Here is an 18342-nt window from a genome sequence, read left to right on the forward strand (position 1 = left end):
GAAGTAGGGGAGTGGGGGAGTGGTGGAGTAAGGGAGTGAGGGAGTGGGGGAGTGGGGGAGTAGTTATACCATTTTGAGCGTTTTTAACAGAAAATCAGGGATTTTTTTTGATATAAAAAAACTATTTTTTTATCTTTCAATGATTTGAAATTTAATCAGCAAGTCGTAATTAATAATTTAAATTTAGAGATAATAATTGCTTTTATTTTTGATTTTTATACCAATTTGAAAAAAGAATGTTATGAATAATAAGTACAATAAAAATATTTTGCAGAAAATGCCCCTTTGACAAAAAAGAGAATTTACGACTAAAAACTGTTATTGAAGCAATTCCCATACGACTCCTGACTCCTGACTTCCCCTCCCCTCCTGGGAGGGGTTAGGGGTGGGTTGGGAGGGGTCAGGGGTGGGTTGACTCCTAATAAATAGCCTAACTATTTGTAGCAAATATTTATCAAATTAGTATTAGAGATGTCTAATATTAAGTAATAACTAGAGTCATTTCAGTTATCACTACCGACTGCAATTATGAAATTGGTATCATAATAATGAACATATTCAAGCAAGAACTGAGTTTAGATTATAGCCAATTTCATTAATGAATTTTAATTCTCCTTGGTGGATAATTCTCTCTAGTATGATAATGAGTTAATAACAAATAGCTGATAGCTTAATGCTGAATACTTACCTTAATAATTGAAGTGTCACTTAAATTAAGCATTCTTTTTTCACGCTTAGTATTATACCAATTTCCAAAAGTAATGCCATACTTCAACAGTCAAATATTTATCAAGATTCAAAGTCTTTTTTTGATAATTATTAGTCAGTTAGTATAGATTTTTCTTACTTTTAACCTCTCCCCCCACCTTCCAAACTTCCCACACTTTCCCACCCAATCATACATAGCATTCTTTTTGATAAATGGTATTAAAAGGGGAGGCTTGAGACCAAAATTTTTCGGTCAGTAAAAATAAATTGATATGCTAAACCATTCCCTAGAAAAAATCCTTAATCAGATGGTATAATCAATTAGATTGGTAAACCCTAGTTAAAATATCCTAATTGAAGACGAGTTACACAAAAAAACTATATATAGCGAACAAAAACTATAACGTTATAGATATATAGCGTTCATAACTCATAGGTTGCTTCAATAATTGATAATTGATAATTACCTCTCCCTAAAAGGAAGAGGATGGAATAAAAGGAAAATAAGGAAAATATTTTCTTGTTTCTCCTTTAAAGGAGAGGATTTTTACCTTAATTATTCGGTAAGTCTTAATTAAAGTTCAAAATATTATAAATCAAACTAAAATGCTTACTAAAGATCAACAAAAAACAAAACAAAATTGGAAACAAATAGCCAAACAATTTGAAGCAGTTGTGGGTAAAAAAGGCGTAGTTCAACGCAAAGAAGAATTATTAGTATATGAATGTGATGGTCTAGCTAGCTATCGTCAACGTCCCGCATTAGTAGTATTACCGCGCACTACTGAACAAGTTGCAGAAGCAGTAAAAATATGCGATCGCTTAAATATTCCTTGGCTTCCTAGAGGTGCAGGGACTGGTCTTTCTGGAGGAGCATTACCAATAGAAAATTGCGTTTTAATTGTCACTTCATTAATGCAGAAAATCCTGAAAATAGACTTAGAAAATCAACAAGTTGTTGTACAACCAGGAATTATAAATAATTGGGTAACACAAGCAGTTAGTGGAGCTGGTTTTTATTATGCTCCTGACCCTTCTAGTCAAATTATTTGTTCTATTGGTGGGAATATTGCCGAAAATTCTGGGGGGGTTCATTGTCTCAAATACGGTGTGACAACTAATCATGTTTTAGGATTAAAAATAGTTACTCCTGAAGGTTCAATAGTTGATATTGGCGGACAAATTCCAGAGATGCCTGGTTATGATTTAACAGGTTTATTTGTAGGTTCTGAAGGTACTCTGGGAATAGCTACAGAAATTACTCTTAGAATCCTCAAATCTCCCGAATCAGTTTGTGTGCTTTTAGCAGGATTTCCTAATATTGAATCTACCGGACAAACTGTGTCAGATATTATCAGTTCTGGCATTATTCCTGGGGGGATGGAGATTATGGATAATTTCAGTATTAATGCTGTGGAAGATGTGGTCAAAACCAATTTATATCCGCGAAATGCTGCTGCTGTTTTATTAGTAGAATTAGACGGTTTAGAAGTAGAAGTTGATAAAAACAAAAAGCGCATCAAAGAAATATGTGAAAAAAATGGAGCTATAGAAATTACTACTGCTCATGAACCAGAAAAAAGGATGAAATTATGGAAAGGACGGAAAGCTGCTTTTGCTGCTGCTGGTAATATTAGTAAAAATTATTATGTACAGGATGGAGTAATTCCTCGGACAAAAATGGCTTATGTTTTAGGTGAAATTGAAGCAATTAGTCAAAAATATGGTTATCGTATTGCTAATGTCTTTCATGCGGGAGATGGAAATCTTCACCCGTTAGTTTTATATGATGATGGTGTTGAAGGTGCTTTTGAAACTGTGGAAGAAATAGGTGGAGAAATTCTCAAGATTTGTGTGGAAGTTGGTGGTAGTTTATCTGGAGAACATGGCATTGGTTCAGATAAGAAATGTTATATGTCTTTAATGTTTAATGAGACAGATTTAGAAACGATGCAATGGGTAAGGAGTGTTTTTAATCCCAAGGGTTTAGCTAATCCTGAAAAAATATTTCCTACACCTAGAACTTGTGGAGAATCTGCTAATATTCAGCAGGTTAAAAAATTTGAAGGGGCAGAAGTTTTTTGAATTTTATTTGCCCTAATTAGGATTTGCTGAAAAAGTCTTTTAACCCACCCCTAACCCCTCCCAGGAGGGGAAGATAGGAGACAACCCACCCCTAACTCCTCCCAGGAGGGGAAAACAGGAGACAGGAGACAGGAGAAATGGGAATTAATTAGGAGGTAGGAGGAAGAATAATCAAGGGATTATTCTGCGCAACAAAGCCGCCTAAAATGCTAATTTTTTGAACCATTACGACCATTAAGGCTAGACTTTTTTCAACTAAAAAATGCGCTCAACCTTTATATGTCAATGCTTTTAGATTTAATCAGCAGAGCAATAATTATAAATATTTTCTAGTGACTAAATCAAAAAACTGTAGATGAAGATAGAGGCTATAAAACATTTTTTTTGTGACGGCAAGTTAGCGTTACTTTTAAAGAAGGGGAGTATGATCTAGCGATAAATTTTCCACTTCCTATTTCCTCTTTATTTTTCAGTCAGATTACACATAAATATCAACCCCATCTTTATTTTAAATAGATATCAAATGGGTTCTAACCTCCTAGTCAACATCTTCCTTCTCTACTCATGCGTATGTCACAATAAGACAATGCAATACAAGTGTGCTTCAGGCGAAAGAAAGAAAGAAAAAAAATCCTTTTAGCCAATTCTCTTCTTTATAAGAAGAGGTAATTATTAATTATTAATTATTAATTGTTAATTATTAGGCGAAAATACTTTGAAGGTAAGAATTTCACCATATCTTTGACTTCCCAATGTAAATTTTTGTATTCTTCATCCAACCCCCATAAGCAAGTCTACTTAATAGCCAATAAAGCAAAGAATCTCCCATTAAAACTGTGTTTGGTTAATGAGAGGTTATTCAACTATCCTGGTTCAAAGTTTACCTTAACCTATAGGAATGAAACTTTAAACCCAAATTTTTGGTAAGTTCTATGACTAACTAGTAGTACAGCAAGGAATATATGAATTAGGAGGTGTATAGTTATTATTATCTCGGTCGTTGAACCAGTTAGATAACTCTTCTTTTGTGAGTGTTGCTTCACTAAATTGTGGACGTGGTGGAAAGGAAATCATTACTGTCAAAACATTAGGACTATTAGGGTTAGGATCTTGAACAGATCCACTAGTAATAGTCGCATCAGTTTTAAATACTACTATGCCAGACTCAATGTCATGCTTATTAAAAAGCGGAAAGATATAAAGACTTTCGCTTTCATCCTTAACGTCAGCAAAAACTTTACTCAAAAATTCACCGTATATAGTCTGGTCTTGAGGTTTTGCACCCATTAATTTTGCCAAAGAAGGCAATTTATCTGCAGAATTAGGGTTTTCTAGCTGATCAAAATTTTTTGTAGGATTTTGAAACCACTGTCTAGCTTGTTTGGCCAAAGGATCTGATTCCGCATATAACCATATATAGGAAATAATTTGAGAAACCATCTTTGTTCGAGTCAGTGCATGTCGCAGAAATGAACCTTGAAATAGTTTGTCAGAGTTTGGGTTTTCTAACAATTGTTTTTCAGCTAACTCTGAAGACTTTTGCCGATCGCTTACACGCAAATTTTCGGGCGATAATACCATAGTGCAACCTACCTAATAGTCTTTTATTAAAGTTGAAAAATCTTTTCTCTAAAAGAGTCTGAAATTTTTAGTTCAATTATACCAATTCTCCAAAAAAGGAGAAAGGTATTTAGACTAAATTCTAACAAATTGAAACCTGCAAATTTTACCTCAAACTCCTCAAACTTTATAGAAACATTTAGGATTATCCCAAACAATCTTTTTAACTATCTCCTGAGATAAATTCTCCTCAAGCTCTACAACATTTTTAACAACATCTGGCTGACGATAAATATGTGGATAATCTGAGCCAAAGATTAAATTTTCAGAGCTGATAAATTCAATTATCCCAGAAAGATAAGCTTCAGATGGGTTAGCCATAATATAACATTGACAGTGACAATATTATCGTCAGGCGATCGAGTCAAGTTTACCAATTTGCTGACTTATTGCTAATTTTTTTAAGGCTTAATTTAGGTAGTACAACTCATTGGTATATAAGGATAGGGTGGCGAAACATATTCTATATGGATACCGTCTTTTGAATTCCACTTTTTCTTTGCAAATGGGAATTCTGTAGATTTTGGTTTCCGTACTATATCCTGTGAATATGCCCAATTTTTGATTGTATCGGCAGTTAGTATGGGTTGAAATAGTCCATCGTCATAGGAATCTGCCTTTTCTGTTACATTAGGACGTTGAGGATAAGGAATAAACACTCTGTAGAAAGGGGGTTGATTCTTTCCTACCTGCTTAATCTCTTCCACAGTCCCTACAAAGCTGTTCCAAACTACCTGAAAACTGAAGAAACAAGACGCTTCATAAGTGGAAATCATGGGATTTTTTAATACTTCTATGTATCGATCGCCTTTTTTGTAATAAGCTTGCCCACAAAACAACAAATTCAAACAGATATTTCGCCAACTTTCTTGATTTTTCTTGATAATCATTTGACTGTCAGATTTAGTTGCTGAAGATTCAGACTTAGTACGATCTGGCGGTCTATTAGCACTCAGAAATAGTTTCCTANCATCTAGTCCTGGAGTTCCTGGTACACCTGCCGGACCTACTGGACCTGCTGGACCGGCCAGACCAGGAGCACCATCTAATCCTGGAGTTCCTGGTACACCTGCCGGACCTACTGGACCTGCTGGACCAGCCAGACCAGGAGCGCCATCTAATCCTGGAGTTCCTGGTACACCTGCCGGACCTACTGGACCTGCCGGACCAGCCAGACCAGGAGTTCCATCTAATCCTGGAGTTCCTGGTACACCTGCCGGACCTACTGGACCTGCCGGACCAGCGAGGCCAGGAGCACCATCTAATCCTGGAGTTCCTGGTACACCTGCCGGACCTACTGGACCTGCCGGACCAGCCAGACCAGGAGCACCATCTAGTCCAGGGACACCAGGAGCGCCATCTAATCCTGGAGTTCCTGGTACTCCTGCTGGACCTGCCGGACCGGCCAGACCAGGAGCACCATCTAATCCTGGAGTTCCTGGTACACCTGCCGGACCTACTGGACCTGCCGGACCGGCCAGACCAGGAGCACCATCTAGTCCAGGGACACCAGGAGCGCCATCTAATCCTGGAGTTCCTGGTACACCTGCCGGACCTGCCGGACCAGCCAGACCAGGAGCACCATCTAATCCTGGAGTTCCTGGTACTCCTGCCGGACCTACTGGACCTGCTGGACCAGCCAGACCAGGAGCACCATCTAATCCTGGAGTTCCTGGTACTCCTGCCGGACCTACTGGACCTGCCGGACCAGCCAGACCAGGAGTTCCATCTAATCCTGGAGTTCCTGGTACACCTGCCGGACCTACTGGACCTGCGAGACCAGGAGCACCAGGAGTTCCAGGTACACCGGGAGGACCAGGTACTAATGGAATAGGAACTTCTACAAACTGATTAGAAGGAATTGATGGCCCAGGAACTAACTCAACACCAGTTACAGTTGTTTGTTGTCCAGGTACAAGGGTTTGAATTTCATTATTAACGACTTGTTGTGCGGCATCTGGAGGTTGAATTTGTTGGGCTGTGATCAAAGAATCATTTTTTTCTATTAGTGCTAATACTCTGTAAGTCTGAGCATGGTCACCTACTGCCTTGACTTCTAGGTATTCTTTGCCAGCTATTTTTATATCTGATATTTGTAATTCATTAGCTCTGACCCCATCTAATAAGAATGGAATTTGTAACCCATCCAGATTATTATCTGCAAACGAAGTTACTACATCGCTTTCGCTATCTTGATCTGGAATAAATAAATCTCTTAAATTTGAGCCTGTCTCAGTTTCAGGACCAGGCTGTATAAACGGAATCTCATTGCCAAATGATATCGGGATTTCATTGTTTGTTATGATTTCTACGCTGACATCTTGTGGCCCTATTTCTCTTTCATTGCTCAAAGCATCTTCAGAGAAGAATAAGACTAAGTTTTCTTCAGCAGAATTACCAACTGGAAGAGGAACCGAAAATGTATTCGATTCCTGAAAAGAGTTAAAAGGATCGCCCATTGGCCATTTTTCTCAATAAAATAATTTCTCCCAAATTATAAGTGAGAATTTCACTTTTGAAAATAATAATTCTGTAACCTATTCTATAGACATACTAAACAGAACTAAGTAATTCTAAATTAGTTCAATGGCCAAATATTTATGTTCTCCAAATCTCAATTTTCCTTGAAGTCAAAGATCAAAATAATTTATACTTAACTTTCATTGAATATATATGCCATATTCAAAAACTTTTAAATTCAACTACTCTAACAACTATCCCTATTTGAGATTTTTCAGAATGTAAACACATCAGATATGATTACAGCTAATAATTACTTTTATTCTCAATAACTTACTTACCACCTATATTAAAATCGCAAGATAGTGTTTAGTTTAATCTATATTTAAATAAATCAAAAATAAAAAACCAAAACAAATAAAAAAATAATTCAAAAAATATTTCAATAGCTAAAAAAAACAAATAAATATTACAAGAGACGTTGATTTTTTTGATAAAGTTCCCTAATTACAAAATAAAATATTAAGTATTTTATTTGAACTATAATTCCGAATTTACACTCAATCAAAATGACTAACTCAACAGACATTCTTACCTTGGCACGTTGGTTAGCAGCCGACTTTAGTAACCAACAGCAAGCCTTTGAAAACCCTCCCCTCTTTGCTCACATTCGCGTTTGCATGCGCCCACTTCCCTATGAACTATTAAATGGACTCAGCCTCTATCTAGAGCAAGCTTACGACATTACCCTCAACCAACCCTACCGAGTCCGAATATTAAAATTAGTCCCTGCAGCAGACTATATTGCTATTGAAAACTATGCCATAGATCAAGAAGAAGCATTTTACGGAGCTTCTCGCGATCCTCAACGCTTACAAGCATTCAAAACTGAACAAATAAAGAAACTACCTGGTTGTAACTTTATTACAAAATGGACTGGCCATAGCTTTAAAGGTGAAGTAGAACCAGGAAAAGCTTGTAATGTAGTCCGTAAAGGCCAAACTACCTACTTAGATAGCCATTTTGAGATAGACGAACATAAATTTATCAGCCATGACCAAGGGCGCAACCCCGAAACTGATGAGCATATCTGGGGAGCGATCGCTGGGCCTTTTGAATTTACTCGTTGGGCTAGCTTTGCCGATGAAGTTACATTATAAATCTTCTTAAATTTCAGAAAATTTACTATTTCAATTTTTCTCAAGAATTACCAATCTTAAACAGATAGTAGGAATATAGTTCATCAGGGTATAAGAAATATTTATTGGTGGAATTTTTAGCTACATCGCCGAGAAGCCTCACGCCATATTTGAAAAATTCGCGACCAGATGAATTGGTGGTAAATCAATTGGATTCGATGTCTAATTGATTTACAATACTATTCTGGAGTTTTTCACCATTATTTAAAAATTTCTGTTATTCTAGCAAAAATCAAGCCTAAAACTTGGGCAATCAACTGGATGGGGACAATTTCTAACTATTTTAATTGTCAAAGCTGTTAGCGCAGCTCCGACCCAGAAGGCAAATGCTGGAGGTGAAGACTATAGTTGTGAATCCTCAAAAACAGAGCCAAAATTGTTCAAATTGTGGTGAGGGGGTCCCCAAAAAATTACCAGAAAGAACTCATTATTGTGCCAATTGCTGTGTGATTATTGACCGCTATTTGTTTGCGGAGCATGACAAACGGAAATGCAGCAATAAATATTAAAAATAGGGCGGTAGGGCATTCCGTTTTTAAAGCACGCGCTTGTCCGACGGGGTACCGGGACTGAGAAACGAGAAGCCCACGCCATACCTTAAGGTTGGTGTGGGAGTATGTCACCTAGTTGCATTTGATTTAAACAAGAAATGCCATAAAGTTCCAATACCTGATACATTAAGCCAATATCAGTAAACAAGATTCAAAGTTAAGTATATGAAAGTCCTGGTAATTGGTGGCGATGGCTACTGCGGTTGGGCAACCGCTCTTTATCTTTCCAATCAAGGTTATGAAGTAGGTATCCTAGACAGTATGGTTCGGCGACACTGGGATATGCAACTTAAAGTCGAAACTCTGACACCTATTGCCCCGATCCAACAGCGCATTCAACGTTGGAAAGAGTTGACTGGCAAAAAAATTGACTTATATGTAGGAGATATCACTGACTATAATTTCCTGAGTAACACACTACGTCAGTTTGAACCAGAATCTATAGTCCACTTTGGCGAACAGCGTTCTGCTCCATTTTCTATGATTGACCGCGAACACGCTGTTATGACTCAGGTCAATAATGTAGTGGGGACTCTAAATATTCTTTATGCAATGAAAGAGGACTTCCCAGATTGTCACTTGGTGAAACTGGGAACTATGGGAGAATATGGTACACCTAATATAGATATTGAAGAGGGCTATATCACCATTGAACATAATGGGCGCAAAGATACTCTCCCTTATCCTAAACAACCAGGGTCTTTTTACCATCTAAGTAAAGTTCACGATAGTCACAACATTCACTTTGCCTGCAAAATATGGGGACTTCGTGCCACAGACCTCAATCAAGGAATCGTATACGGTGTTGCACTAACTGGCCTCCTAAGTGATGAGATAATCAAAGATGAACTCTTGATTAACCGTCTGGACTATGATGCAGTTTTTGGTACGGCTCTCAATAGATTTTGTATTCAAGCAGCTATTGGACACCCACTCACTGTGTATGGCAAGGGTGGACAAACTCGTGGCTTGTTAGATATTAGAGATACAGTCCGTTGCATGGAAATAGCGATCGCTAATCCTGCGGAGGCTGGAAAATTCCGAGTATTCAACCAATTTACTGAAATGTTCAGTGTGGATGACTTGGCAATGATGGTCCAAAAAGCAGGTAAAGCTTTTAAAGACAAAGCAGGTAAAGATTTGAATTTAGCTCCAGATGATTTAGATAATTTGGATAATGTCAAAATTAATTACCTCGAAAATCCCAGAGTGGAATTAGAGCAACATTATTTCAACGCTAAAAACACAAATCTCCTAGATCTTGGCTTGCAACCTCATTATTTATCTGATTCTCTGTTAGATTCTCTGCTAAATTATGCTATTAAATACAAGCAACGTGTAGATAAAGATCATATTCTGCCCAAGGTATCTTGGCGACGATAAACCTAAAAGATATCGGGAGGAAAGTTCCCGGAAGATTTATCCCCTGGTTGAATAACGACACGCGGGTAATAAAGCGGAGCAAAAGTCTGTTATACTAGAAACCATAACAAGTAAGAGCAAGGTTTGTTGCCATGAGATGACCGCGCTTTGCGGTGAGATTCCAGCGGACAGGAGACGGGGATTTGATTTCCTACGACGGCTGTTAGCTCCGCATTCGGCACCGAAAAGCAAGTAGGCAGCATGAGCAGCGAGAAGATTGCTCCAACACCTTGAGTAAAACCACTCTGAAAGTAAGCTCACAGCTAGATAATGGTCTATGCCGAGGAGTGTAGAAGTCTGTTGACAGGCTTGAAGAAAACGCGGATAAATCCGCATTTTCGGTGGATTTTCCACAGAATCCAGGGTGTTTCAACCCCTGGAGATGTCAATGTATTCTATAAAAATCATAGAGGTAATAGTTTTTACTATTACCTCTATTTAGTTAAATAATTTTCAAAAAGAAGCGATCGCCAGTTATAAATTTTAATAGTTTAGTTGATATGGAGCTAGCCACAGAAAACTACTTAACTCAAGTTAATAATTGGCCATAACAAGGAAAATACATATTAGCACAATTTGATGAAAATTCTATAGTTGTCTACCAGGCATATAGGCCAAAAATTGGTAAATTTGCAGCGTCAAAAGGTTATTTTGGTGGTGAGTTTAGTTTAACTAGAGCGTGTCATCAATTAAAAAATTGACAAAATGGGTGTTGTATGCTATGAGTCGATGGCGATCGCTATGCTCATAATTTGATGAAATTTTAGCAAAAGCAGTACATTCAAAATTTATCTAAATGTTGGCATTTATACCGGCGCTCCCTTGCAGGAGAGCGCCGGGATGAATGCCAATCAATTTTGCGGCACACATAATCTGTTAAGATGTAAGAGTCGAATAGCAAGCAGTAGATGGTTGAGAAAGCATACAAATTTAGGTTTTACCCTACTCAGTCGCAAGAAAATTTGCTGCGGAGAACTTTGGGCTGTGTACGACTAATCTACAACAAAGCTTTAGCTGCTAGAACTCAAGCCTGGCATGAACAAAAGCAAAGAGTGAGCTATAAACAAACCTCAACTATGCTTACCAAATGGAAAAAACAAGATGACTTGGATTTCCTAACTGAAGTAAGCAGTGTACCATTACAGCAAGGTTTGAGACATCTACAAACAGCTTTTCCTTCGGAATGCTGCGCAAACACTAACTTTTTTAGTGGACGTAGTAAATATCCTAACTTTAAGAAAAAACGTATGGGGTGGTAGTGCTGAATTTACAAAGTCTGCATTTAAGTGGAAAGATGGTCAAGTCTATTTAGCTAAGTGTTCTGAACCGTTACCTATTAGATGGAGTAGGCAACTACCAGAAAACTCTGTACCAACTACAATCACAGTTAAACTTGACCCCTCTGGTAGATGGTCTGTGTCTTTGAGAGTCAACGACACTAGAAATTTAAAGCTGACACACGTTAACAAACAAATAGGTATTGACTTAGGAATCACTAGCTTAATAACTACCAGTGATGGAGAAAAAGTAACTAATCCTAAGAATCTGAATAAGTTGCACAAAAAACTGAGATTAGCTCAAAAGTCTTTATCTAGAAAAACCAAGGGTTCTAATAACTATCAAAAGGCTAGGCTGAAATTAGCCAGGATACACGCAAAAATTAAAGATTCAAGGCTTGATTACACCCATAAGCTAACTACTCAACTAATCAGAGAAAACCAAACGATAGTGGTTGAGGATTTAGCAGTAAAGAATATGGTCAAAAACCATAACCCACCCCCATCCCCTCCCGGGAGGGGAGCAAGAGGGGTGGGTAGTGATGCTAACTGGTCCGAATTAGTCAGGCAATTAGAGTACAAAGCTCAATGGTATGGACGGGAATTAATCAAAATTGACAGATATTTTCCCAGTTCTAAGCGTTGCTCTAATTGTGGACATATAGTAGAAAAATTACCTCTAAGTGCAAGAGAGTGGGATTGCCCAGAGTGTGCAGCTCACCATGACAGGGACATAAATGCTTCGGTAAATATTTTGGCTGCGGGACTCGCAGTGTCAGTCTGTGGAGCGACTGTAAGACCATCTGAGAGTAAATCTCAGATGGCTGGTGCTAAGAAACAGAAAGTCTCTAACAGTGGTGCTAGGGAATCCCGCGCTGTCACGCAAGTGCAGCGTCGGGAGGATGTCAATCCCACTATCTATAAAACTCAAGAAGAATGGAAAGAAGTTGTGAAGCGATCAAGTGTTAGAGTGCAGTGGGACTCCGATCATAATCCCATGGGTGAAAAACTTGAAAGACGAGCAATTCAATTAGGACTACGGGGTGAAGCTCTACGAAATTATAGCCGAGATTGGATTGTGAAGATAGAAAATATTACAGAATTTGTACAACAGCAGCGTATCTATAGAGAACCTAGTAAATGGACTGACTTAATCACACCTAAAGAAAATGTTTATCCAGTTGAGAATTCTGAGATAATACATAAACTGGGATTATCAATTCGTGACTAAAATCAATAGGCAATAGGTATCATAAACATTTAACAGAAATATAGTCTTATGTAGTTAAATATAGTCATATGGTCTCCAGAAATTTGGGCGAATATTGAGATAATCTAACAATGTCTGCGATAAGAACGAAAATCAAATAGCCGAGTCGAGTCAGGGATCTGAGTTCAATAGGGTTTTCTGGACTGATACGCTACCTCTAGACACATAAGAACCTACGTCCAAGTCTCTGTATGATGACCAACCAGAAATTGAATCAGGGAGATAATCAAAAAAGAGGCAAAGAAAAAGCAGCTCTCTTATGTCTTTGACTATGGGAAGCGAGGGTGTTGTAGTTCACCCAGTCAGGGTAACACCTGCAAAATAAGGATATGTCTTATGTGACTATATTTTTATGAACTATAGCTATTACCAAGCTGAAAAATTAATATTCTGACTAAATATTTTCCAAACAATTTATGAGGATAGCCCTTTTTACCGAAACCTTTTTACCAAAAATAGATGGTATAGTTACACGTCTATGCCACACTGTTGAACATCTGCAACGTGCTGGGGACCAAGTGCTAATATTTTCCCCCGAGGGAGGACTAAAGGAATATCAAGGAGCAACAATTTGTGGCATTGAGGGTTTTCCCTTACCCCTCTATCCAGAATTAAAATTAGCAATACCAACTCCTACTATTGGCCAACAGCTAGAGCTGTTTCAGCCAGATATAATTCATGTAGCTAATCCAGCAGTATTAGGTTTAGGTGGTCTGTACTATGCGAAAAAGCTGAATATACCACTCGTAGCATCCTATCATACCCACCTTCCTCAATACCTACATCATTATGGTTTAGGAGTGTTCGAAGGGTTGCTTTGGGAGTTACTCAAGTCAGGCCATAATCAAGCAGACTTAAATCTTTGTACCTCTACAGCAATGGTAGAAGAATTAAGCAACCATGGCATTGAGCGAGTGGACCTTTGGCAGCGTGGAGTTGATACAGAATTATTTCAGCCTCACCATGCTAGTCAAGAAATGCGCGATCGCCTCAGTCAAGGAAATCCAGATAGTACAATACTACTATACGTTGGCCGTTTAGGTGCAGAAAAAGAGATTGACCGTATTAAACCAATTCTGGAGGCCATCCCCAATGCTTGTCTAGCTCTTGTAGGAGATGGACCCAACCGAGAATCCCTAGAAGAACATTTTGCAGACACTCCCACACACTTTGTGGGCTATCTCCGGGGTCAAAAACTGGCCTCTGCCTATGCTTCTGCTGATGCTTTTATTTTTCCCTCTCGCACTGAAACTTTAGGATTGGTACTTTTAGAGGCTATGGCCGCCGGCACTCCTGTCGTAGCAGCTAATTCTGGAGGTATTCCTGATATTGTTACAAATGGAATAAATGGCTATCTATTCGATCCTGTTGATGAAAAAGGAGCGATTAAAGCTACTCAAAGTCTCTTAGCTCATTCAGAGGAACGAGAAACTCTACGTCAAAATGCCAGAGCTGAAGCAGAACGTTGGGGATGGTCAGCAGCAACTCAGCAGTTAAGAAACTATTATCAAAAAGTTATCTCTGCTCATTCTATACCATCAGCAGCATAACCTAGGGCGTGTCATCAATTAACAAATTGACAAAATAGCCATTCTATGATTGATGGAGGTCTAGTCATTTACAGAAGTCCTTTTTTGTTGATTTCTGTAGTTATTCTTCACAAGCATACTATATCTTTAATGTCAACCTCTTTAATTGATGACACATTCTAGAAATTGTAAACAGAGCATACCTTCCACCGATTAGGCTTGACAATACAATTTTACCGAAAAACTGGGTTGAAAGCCTTGCTGTTCCAGGGCAACTTTGTGTTAAGCTCGGACTGGTTGCAATACCCAACCCCCTACTCCGTAGGCTAGATAAATCATCTAAAGGCAAAGAGTCCGAAAAGGTCGAAACTAAGAACTTGTGGTAGTGAAAACACAGTCAAAACAGCTATGGAAACTAACGAAGTACCAATAATTTAATCACATTGTATTTTTGTAAAAGAGTATGGTCGGGCATCCGAGAACTGAGGTTAACCACCTAAATGACTAGGGACATCCCTGCCTCTGGCTAGCTACTGAGTGAGTAGAGATAGTTAAGCGGTCTGAATTAGCCAGTAATCCCTGATGGGCGAGTCTGGGAGAACCCACTCCCTGAAGTGAGTGGAGTATGTCAAAGAATCTATACTCCTACTAACCCATATCTAAAATCTATGATTTAGATATGGACTGCGGGATATTAAATTCAATCTTGTGTGATAATTAAGTAGACTAAAACTAATCATCGGATTTAGCTAATCATACTAAGGAATCATATTCTAAATACTTCTAATAGTCCTAACTTTTCTAGATTTCTGCCGTACTATTGCAATAAATATACTTAGATATAGTCTAGTTTAGTATAATAACATTTTTTGTAAGTAAAAAACTTTATCTGCTTGGAAAAAATTAAACCCAGAGAAAATATACACTTAAGTTGGAGTAATTTAACTTTAAGATAAAGCAGTTCAAATGACATTCTCTAACGCTGCTGGTAGTATTCTGGCAACATTGACTCAAGTTGATCGTATGGGTCTACTGGCAACTCGCGTCAAAGATTTGCCAGTAGGAGAGTTTGTTTGTCTGCTAGACTTTATTACTGCTGAATTTCATCAATATCTACGAGCTATTGACTTAATTAACAATGAAGGTGTTGAAACTTTACTAGAACAACTATTAGATGCTTTTACTATCAAAATTGGTCAAATCCTGAAAGCAGATCAAACAACTATTTTCTTAGTTAACCAAGAGAAAAAACAACTTTGGTACAAGACTGTTCTCGAAAGTACGGGTAAGTCCCAAGATTACCACTTACCAATTCATGTCGGTATTTTAGGCCATGTAGCTACAACAGGAGAAGCGCTTAATATTGCTGATGCCAAAACTCATCCACTCTTCAGCGAAGAGGTAGACCAACCTCCAGGCTATGATACTCGTACCATCCTATGCATACCAGTTTTCAGTACCACCAACTCTAACAAACCAGTAGCAGTAGTACGACTACTTAATAAAGCAAATGATGTCCCTTTTGATGGAGAAGATGAGCAACTATTCCGCTCTTTCGGAGACTCAATGGGAATTATTATAGAAAGTTGTCAATCATTTTATGTAGCAGCTCGGAATCAGCGAGGGGTCTCAGCATTGCTCAAAGCTACCACAACTTTAGGTCAAAGTCTAGACTTGGAAACAACTTTAAGATCTGTAATGGATCAAGCTTGTAATTTAATGCAAGCAGATCGTAGCACATTGTTTCTACTTAGTAAAGAAACAAATGAACTTTGGACTAAGGTAGCGACAGCAGATGAAACAAAAATGGTAGAAATTAGAATTCCTGCAAATAGAGGTATTGCTGGTTATGTTGCTTCTACTGGAGAAACTCTTAATATTCCTGATGCTTATATAGACCCTCGTTTTGACCCTAGTACAGATCAAAAAACAGGTTATCAAACAAGAAGTATTCTTTGTATGCCTGTGTACAATGCTAAGGGCGAATTGATTGGGGTAACTCAGTTAATTAATAAAAATCAAGGTAGTTTTAATTCTTCAGATGAACAATTTTTACTAGCTTTTAATGCTCAAGCAGGTATTGCCCTTCAGAATTCTCAACTTTTTGAAAATGTTTTAGTAGAAAAGCAATATCAGAAAGATATTCTACAAAGTTTGTCTGATGTTGTAATTTCTACAAATATGCAAGGCAGAATTGTGACTATCAATGGAGCAGCTTTAGAAATGTTAGGTTGTCCTATTGACCAAGAAATAAAAGGTAAAACAAGTAGACAACTTTGGGAGGAAAAACTGATTGGTAGATATGTATGGGAAGTTATACCAATTGAAAATTTACAGTTTCGTTTAGAAGATAGTTTACAGCATGGCACTAGACAATATGTTCCAGAGCAAAATTTACGAGTAGGTTCTTTTATAAAATTTGAAGGTGAAGAAGAAACAGCTTATATTTTAGCAGTTCCCGAACCAAAAAATCCTAATATTTTTCTTCCTTGGGGGGAACAAACACCAACAAATCCTAAGGCAAATTTAGTTCAAAATAACCACATGGATTTTAGCAGATTAATAGATTTATCTGAACTAAATCGAGTCATTGAACGTAGTTTGAATCTAACAGTTAATCCCTTAACTAATCCTGAAGGTGGTGTGCGTGGTGGATTGGTAGTTCTTGAAGATATTAGTCAAGAAAAACGCATGAAAAATACTATGTATCGCTACATGACTCCAGAGGTTGCAGAACAAGTAATGGCTTTAGCTGAAGATGCTTTACTTGAAGGAGAGCGTAAGGAAGTAACTATTTTATTTTCTGATATTCGAGGTTATACAACTCTTACAGAAAATCTAGAAGCTTCTGAAGTAGTTAAGCTTCTAAATCAATATTTTGAAACAATGGTAGAGGCAGTATTTGACCATGAAGGAACTTTGGATAAGTTTATTGGGGATGCTTTAATGGCTGTTTTTGGTGCACCATTACCTTTAGAAAATCATGCTTTAATGGCGGTTAAAACTGCTTTAGATATGCGTCATCGTCTCCAAAAATTTAATGAGTCTCGTCCCGATCAACCACAATTTAAAATTGGTATTGGTATTAGTTCAGGAGAGGTAGTATCTGGTAATATTGGTTCTAAAAAACGAATGGATTATACAGTAATTGGTGATGGTGTAAATTTGAGTTCCCGTTTAGAATCAATTACTAAACATTATGGCTGCGATATTATTTTAAGTGAGTTTACTTATGAACTTTGTCGCGACTATATTAGGGTCAGAGAGTTGGATAAGGTTAAAGTTAAAGGTAAGCAAAAATCGGTGAGTATATATGAATTAATTGGTGCAATTTCAGATAATATTGACCAGGAAACAGAACAGTTTTTAGAACTTTATTCTAGAGCTAGGACAGCTTATATGGAAAGAAATTTTGCTTTGGCTGTTAGTTACTTTAAGAGAGCTAAAAAAATGAGACCTGATGATGAAGCTGTTGGTACACATATTCAACGATCGGTTAAGCATATAACAAATCCACCACCACATGATTGGGATGGAAGTTATACAATGATAACTAAATAGTTAAACGAAGACAGAAGGCAGAAAGTAGAAGAGAAAGAAAGGTTCAAAGGAGTAAGGTTTTTGTTATCAATGATCATCCGGACATGATATAAAAATTCAAAAACTATAAATAAGCTCCAAAATTCTTGTCAATTGACAAGAAATAAGGTTTCAAGGCTCCCCTTTTAAGGAGATAAAAAAAAGAGAATTCTGTATTTTCTTGCCTGCTTATTACAGGAGCTACTGATAACTGATAACTGATAACTGAAGTGCCCATTTCCTATTCCCAAAAATCAGCAAGATTTTGGACACTAATAAAATAGTATTGCTATATGTTTAACCAAAAAATCGGATCAATAGCCTCCCCTTTTAAGGGGATAAAAAAATCTACTTCGGTATTTCAATCCCAATGCTTTCCTAGGTCATGCTGCGCAAACAGCTAGAGGTACTGATAATTGATAACTGAAATGACATTGCAAGTAACCTAAAGTCAAATTATCAAGGTATTTTATTAATTTTTGGAGATGTCTATTGTTTGAAATTTGTCGGTCTAACAAATTTGGATGTATGATAAATTAAGCAATTATCTATATAAAGTAGATAGACAAAATTATTTGTATATTTACTACTCAGATATATTTTCTATTCACTTATTCTCTATATCCTCAAATACTGAATATG

General features: G+C 37.5%; 11 protein-coding genes and 1 pseudogene. 9 read left to right on the forward strand and 3 right to left on the reverse strand.

Going from position 1 to position 18342, the window contains the following annotated elements:
• Window positions 1–1131: 1131 nt before the first annotated feature.
• Window positions 1132–1224, reverse strand: coding sequence for a DUF4896 domain-containing protein (locus tag F6K15_RS38250; protein ID WP_363267746.1), 93 nt, complete (start codon window positions 1222–1224; stop codon window positions 1132–1134).
• Window positions 1225–1314: 90 nt separating this feature from the next.
• Between F6K15_RS38250 and glcD the strand changes: the two genes are divergently transcribed.
• Complete coding sequence (gene glcD, locus F6K15_RS10310) at window positions 1315–2793, forward strand: glycolate oxidase subunit GlcD (protein ID WP_293060447.1); 1479 nt, start codon at window positions 1315–1317, stop codon at window positions 2791–2793.
• Between the two features lie 936 nt (window positions 2794–3729).
• Here the strand turns inward: glcD and F6K15_RS10315 are convergent.
• Together F6K15_RS10315 and F6K15_RS10320 are read right to left on the reverse strand one after the other, a co-directional pair.
• Window positions 3730–4374 (reverse strand): hypothetical protein, encoded by a 645-nt coding sequence (locus tag F6K15_RS10315; protein ID WP_293060448.1) that lies wholly within the window; start codon window positions 4372–4374, stop codon window positions 3730–3732.
• A 159-nt stretch (window positions 4375–4533) separates the two neighbouring features.
• Window positions 4534–4734, reverse strand: a complete 201-nt coding sequence (locus F6K15_RS10320; protein ID WP_293060450.1) for an amidohydrolase family protein — start codon at window positions 4732–4734, stop codon at window positions 4534–4536.
• 2708 nt (window positions 4735–7442) lie between these two features.
• Between F6K15_RS10320 and F6K15_RS10325 the strand changes: the two genes are divergently transcribed.
• From F6K15_RS10325 to F6K15_RS10360, 8 genes and pseudogenes are all read left to right on the forward strand, one after another.
• Entirely contained in the window at window positions 7443–8033 is a 591-nt protein-coding gene (locus F6K15_RS10325) for a chromophore lyase CpcT/CpeT (RefSeq protein ID WP_293060452.1), read from the forward strand.
• Between the two features lie 365 nt (window positions 8034–8398).
• Window positions 8399–8581 carry a zinc ribbon domain-containing protein gene (locus F6K15_RS10330; protein WP_293060829.1) on the forward strand — a complete coding sequence of 61 codons (183 nt, stop codon included), beginning with the start codon at window positions 8399–8401 and terminating at the stop codon, window positions 8579–8581.
• A 207-nt stretch (window positions 8582–8788) separates the two neighbouring features.
• Window positions 8789–10006 (forward strand): NAD-dependent epimerase/dehydratase family protein, encoded by a 1218-nt coding sequence (locus F6K15_RS10335; protein ID WP_293060454.1) that lies wholly within the window; start codon window positions 8789–8791, stop codon window positions 10004–10006.
• A 629-nt stretch (window positions 10007–10635) separates the two neighbouring features.
• Window positions 10636–10746 (forward strand): hypothetical protein, encoded by a 111-nt coding sequence (locus tag F6K15_RS10340; protein WP_293060831.1) that lies wholly within the window; start codon window positions 10636–10638, stop codon window positions 10744–10746.
• Window positions 10747–10953: 207 nt separating this feature from the next.
• Window positions 10954–12166, forward strand: a pseudogene (locus F6K15_RS10345) (RNA-guided endonuclease InsQ/TnpB family protein); the annotation flags it as partial.
• Complete coding sequence (locus tag F6K15_RS10350) at window positions 12143–12553, forward strand: DUF4291 family protein (protein WP_375341058.1); 411 nt, start codon at window positions 12143–12145, stop codon at window positions 12551–12553. The pseudogene F6K15_RS10345 and the gene F6K15_RS10350, both read left to right, overlap by 24 nt.
• A gap of 455 nt (window positions 12554–13008) precedes the next feature.
• Window positions 13009–14142 carry a glycosyltransferase family 1 protein gene (locus F6K15_RS10355; protein ID WP_293060456.1) on the forward strand — a complete coding sequence of 378 codons (1134 nt, stop codon included), beginning with the start codon at window positions 13009–13011 and terminating at the stop codon, window positions 14140–14142.
• Window positions 14143–15087: 945 nt separating this feature from the next.
• Window positions 15088–17682: an adenylate/guanylate cyclase domain-containing protein gene (locus F6K15_RS10360; RefSeq protein ID WP_293060458.1), complete on the forward strand. Its 2595-nt coding sequence runs from the start codon at window positions 15088–15090 to the stop codon at window positions 17680–17682.
• Window positions 17683–18342: the final 660 nt, after the last annotated feature.

The sequence above is a fragment of the Okeania sp. SIO2B3 genome (assembly GCF_010672525.1).
Lineage (GTDB): Bacteria > Cyanobacteriota > Cyanobacteriia > Cyanobacteriales > Microcoleaceae > Okeania.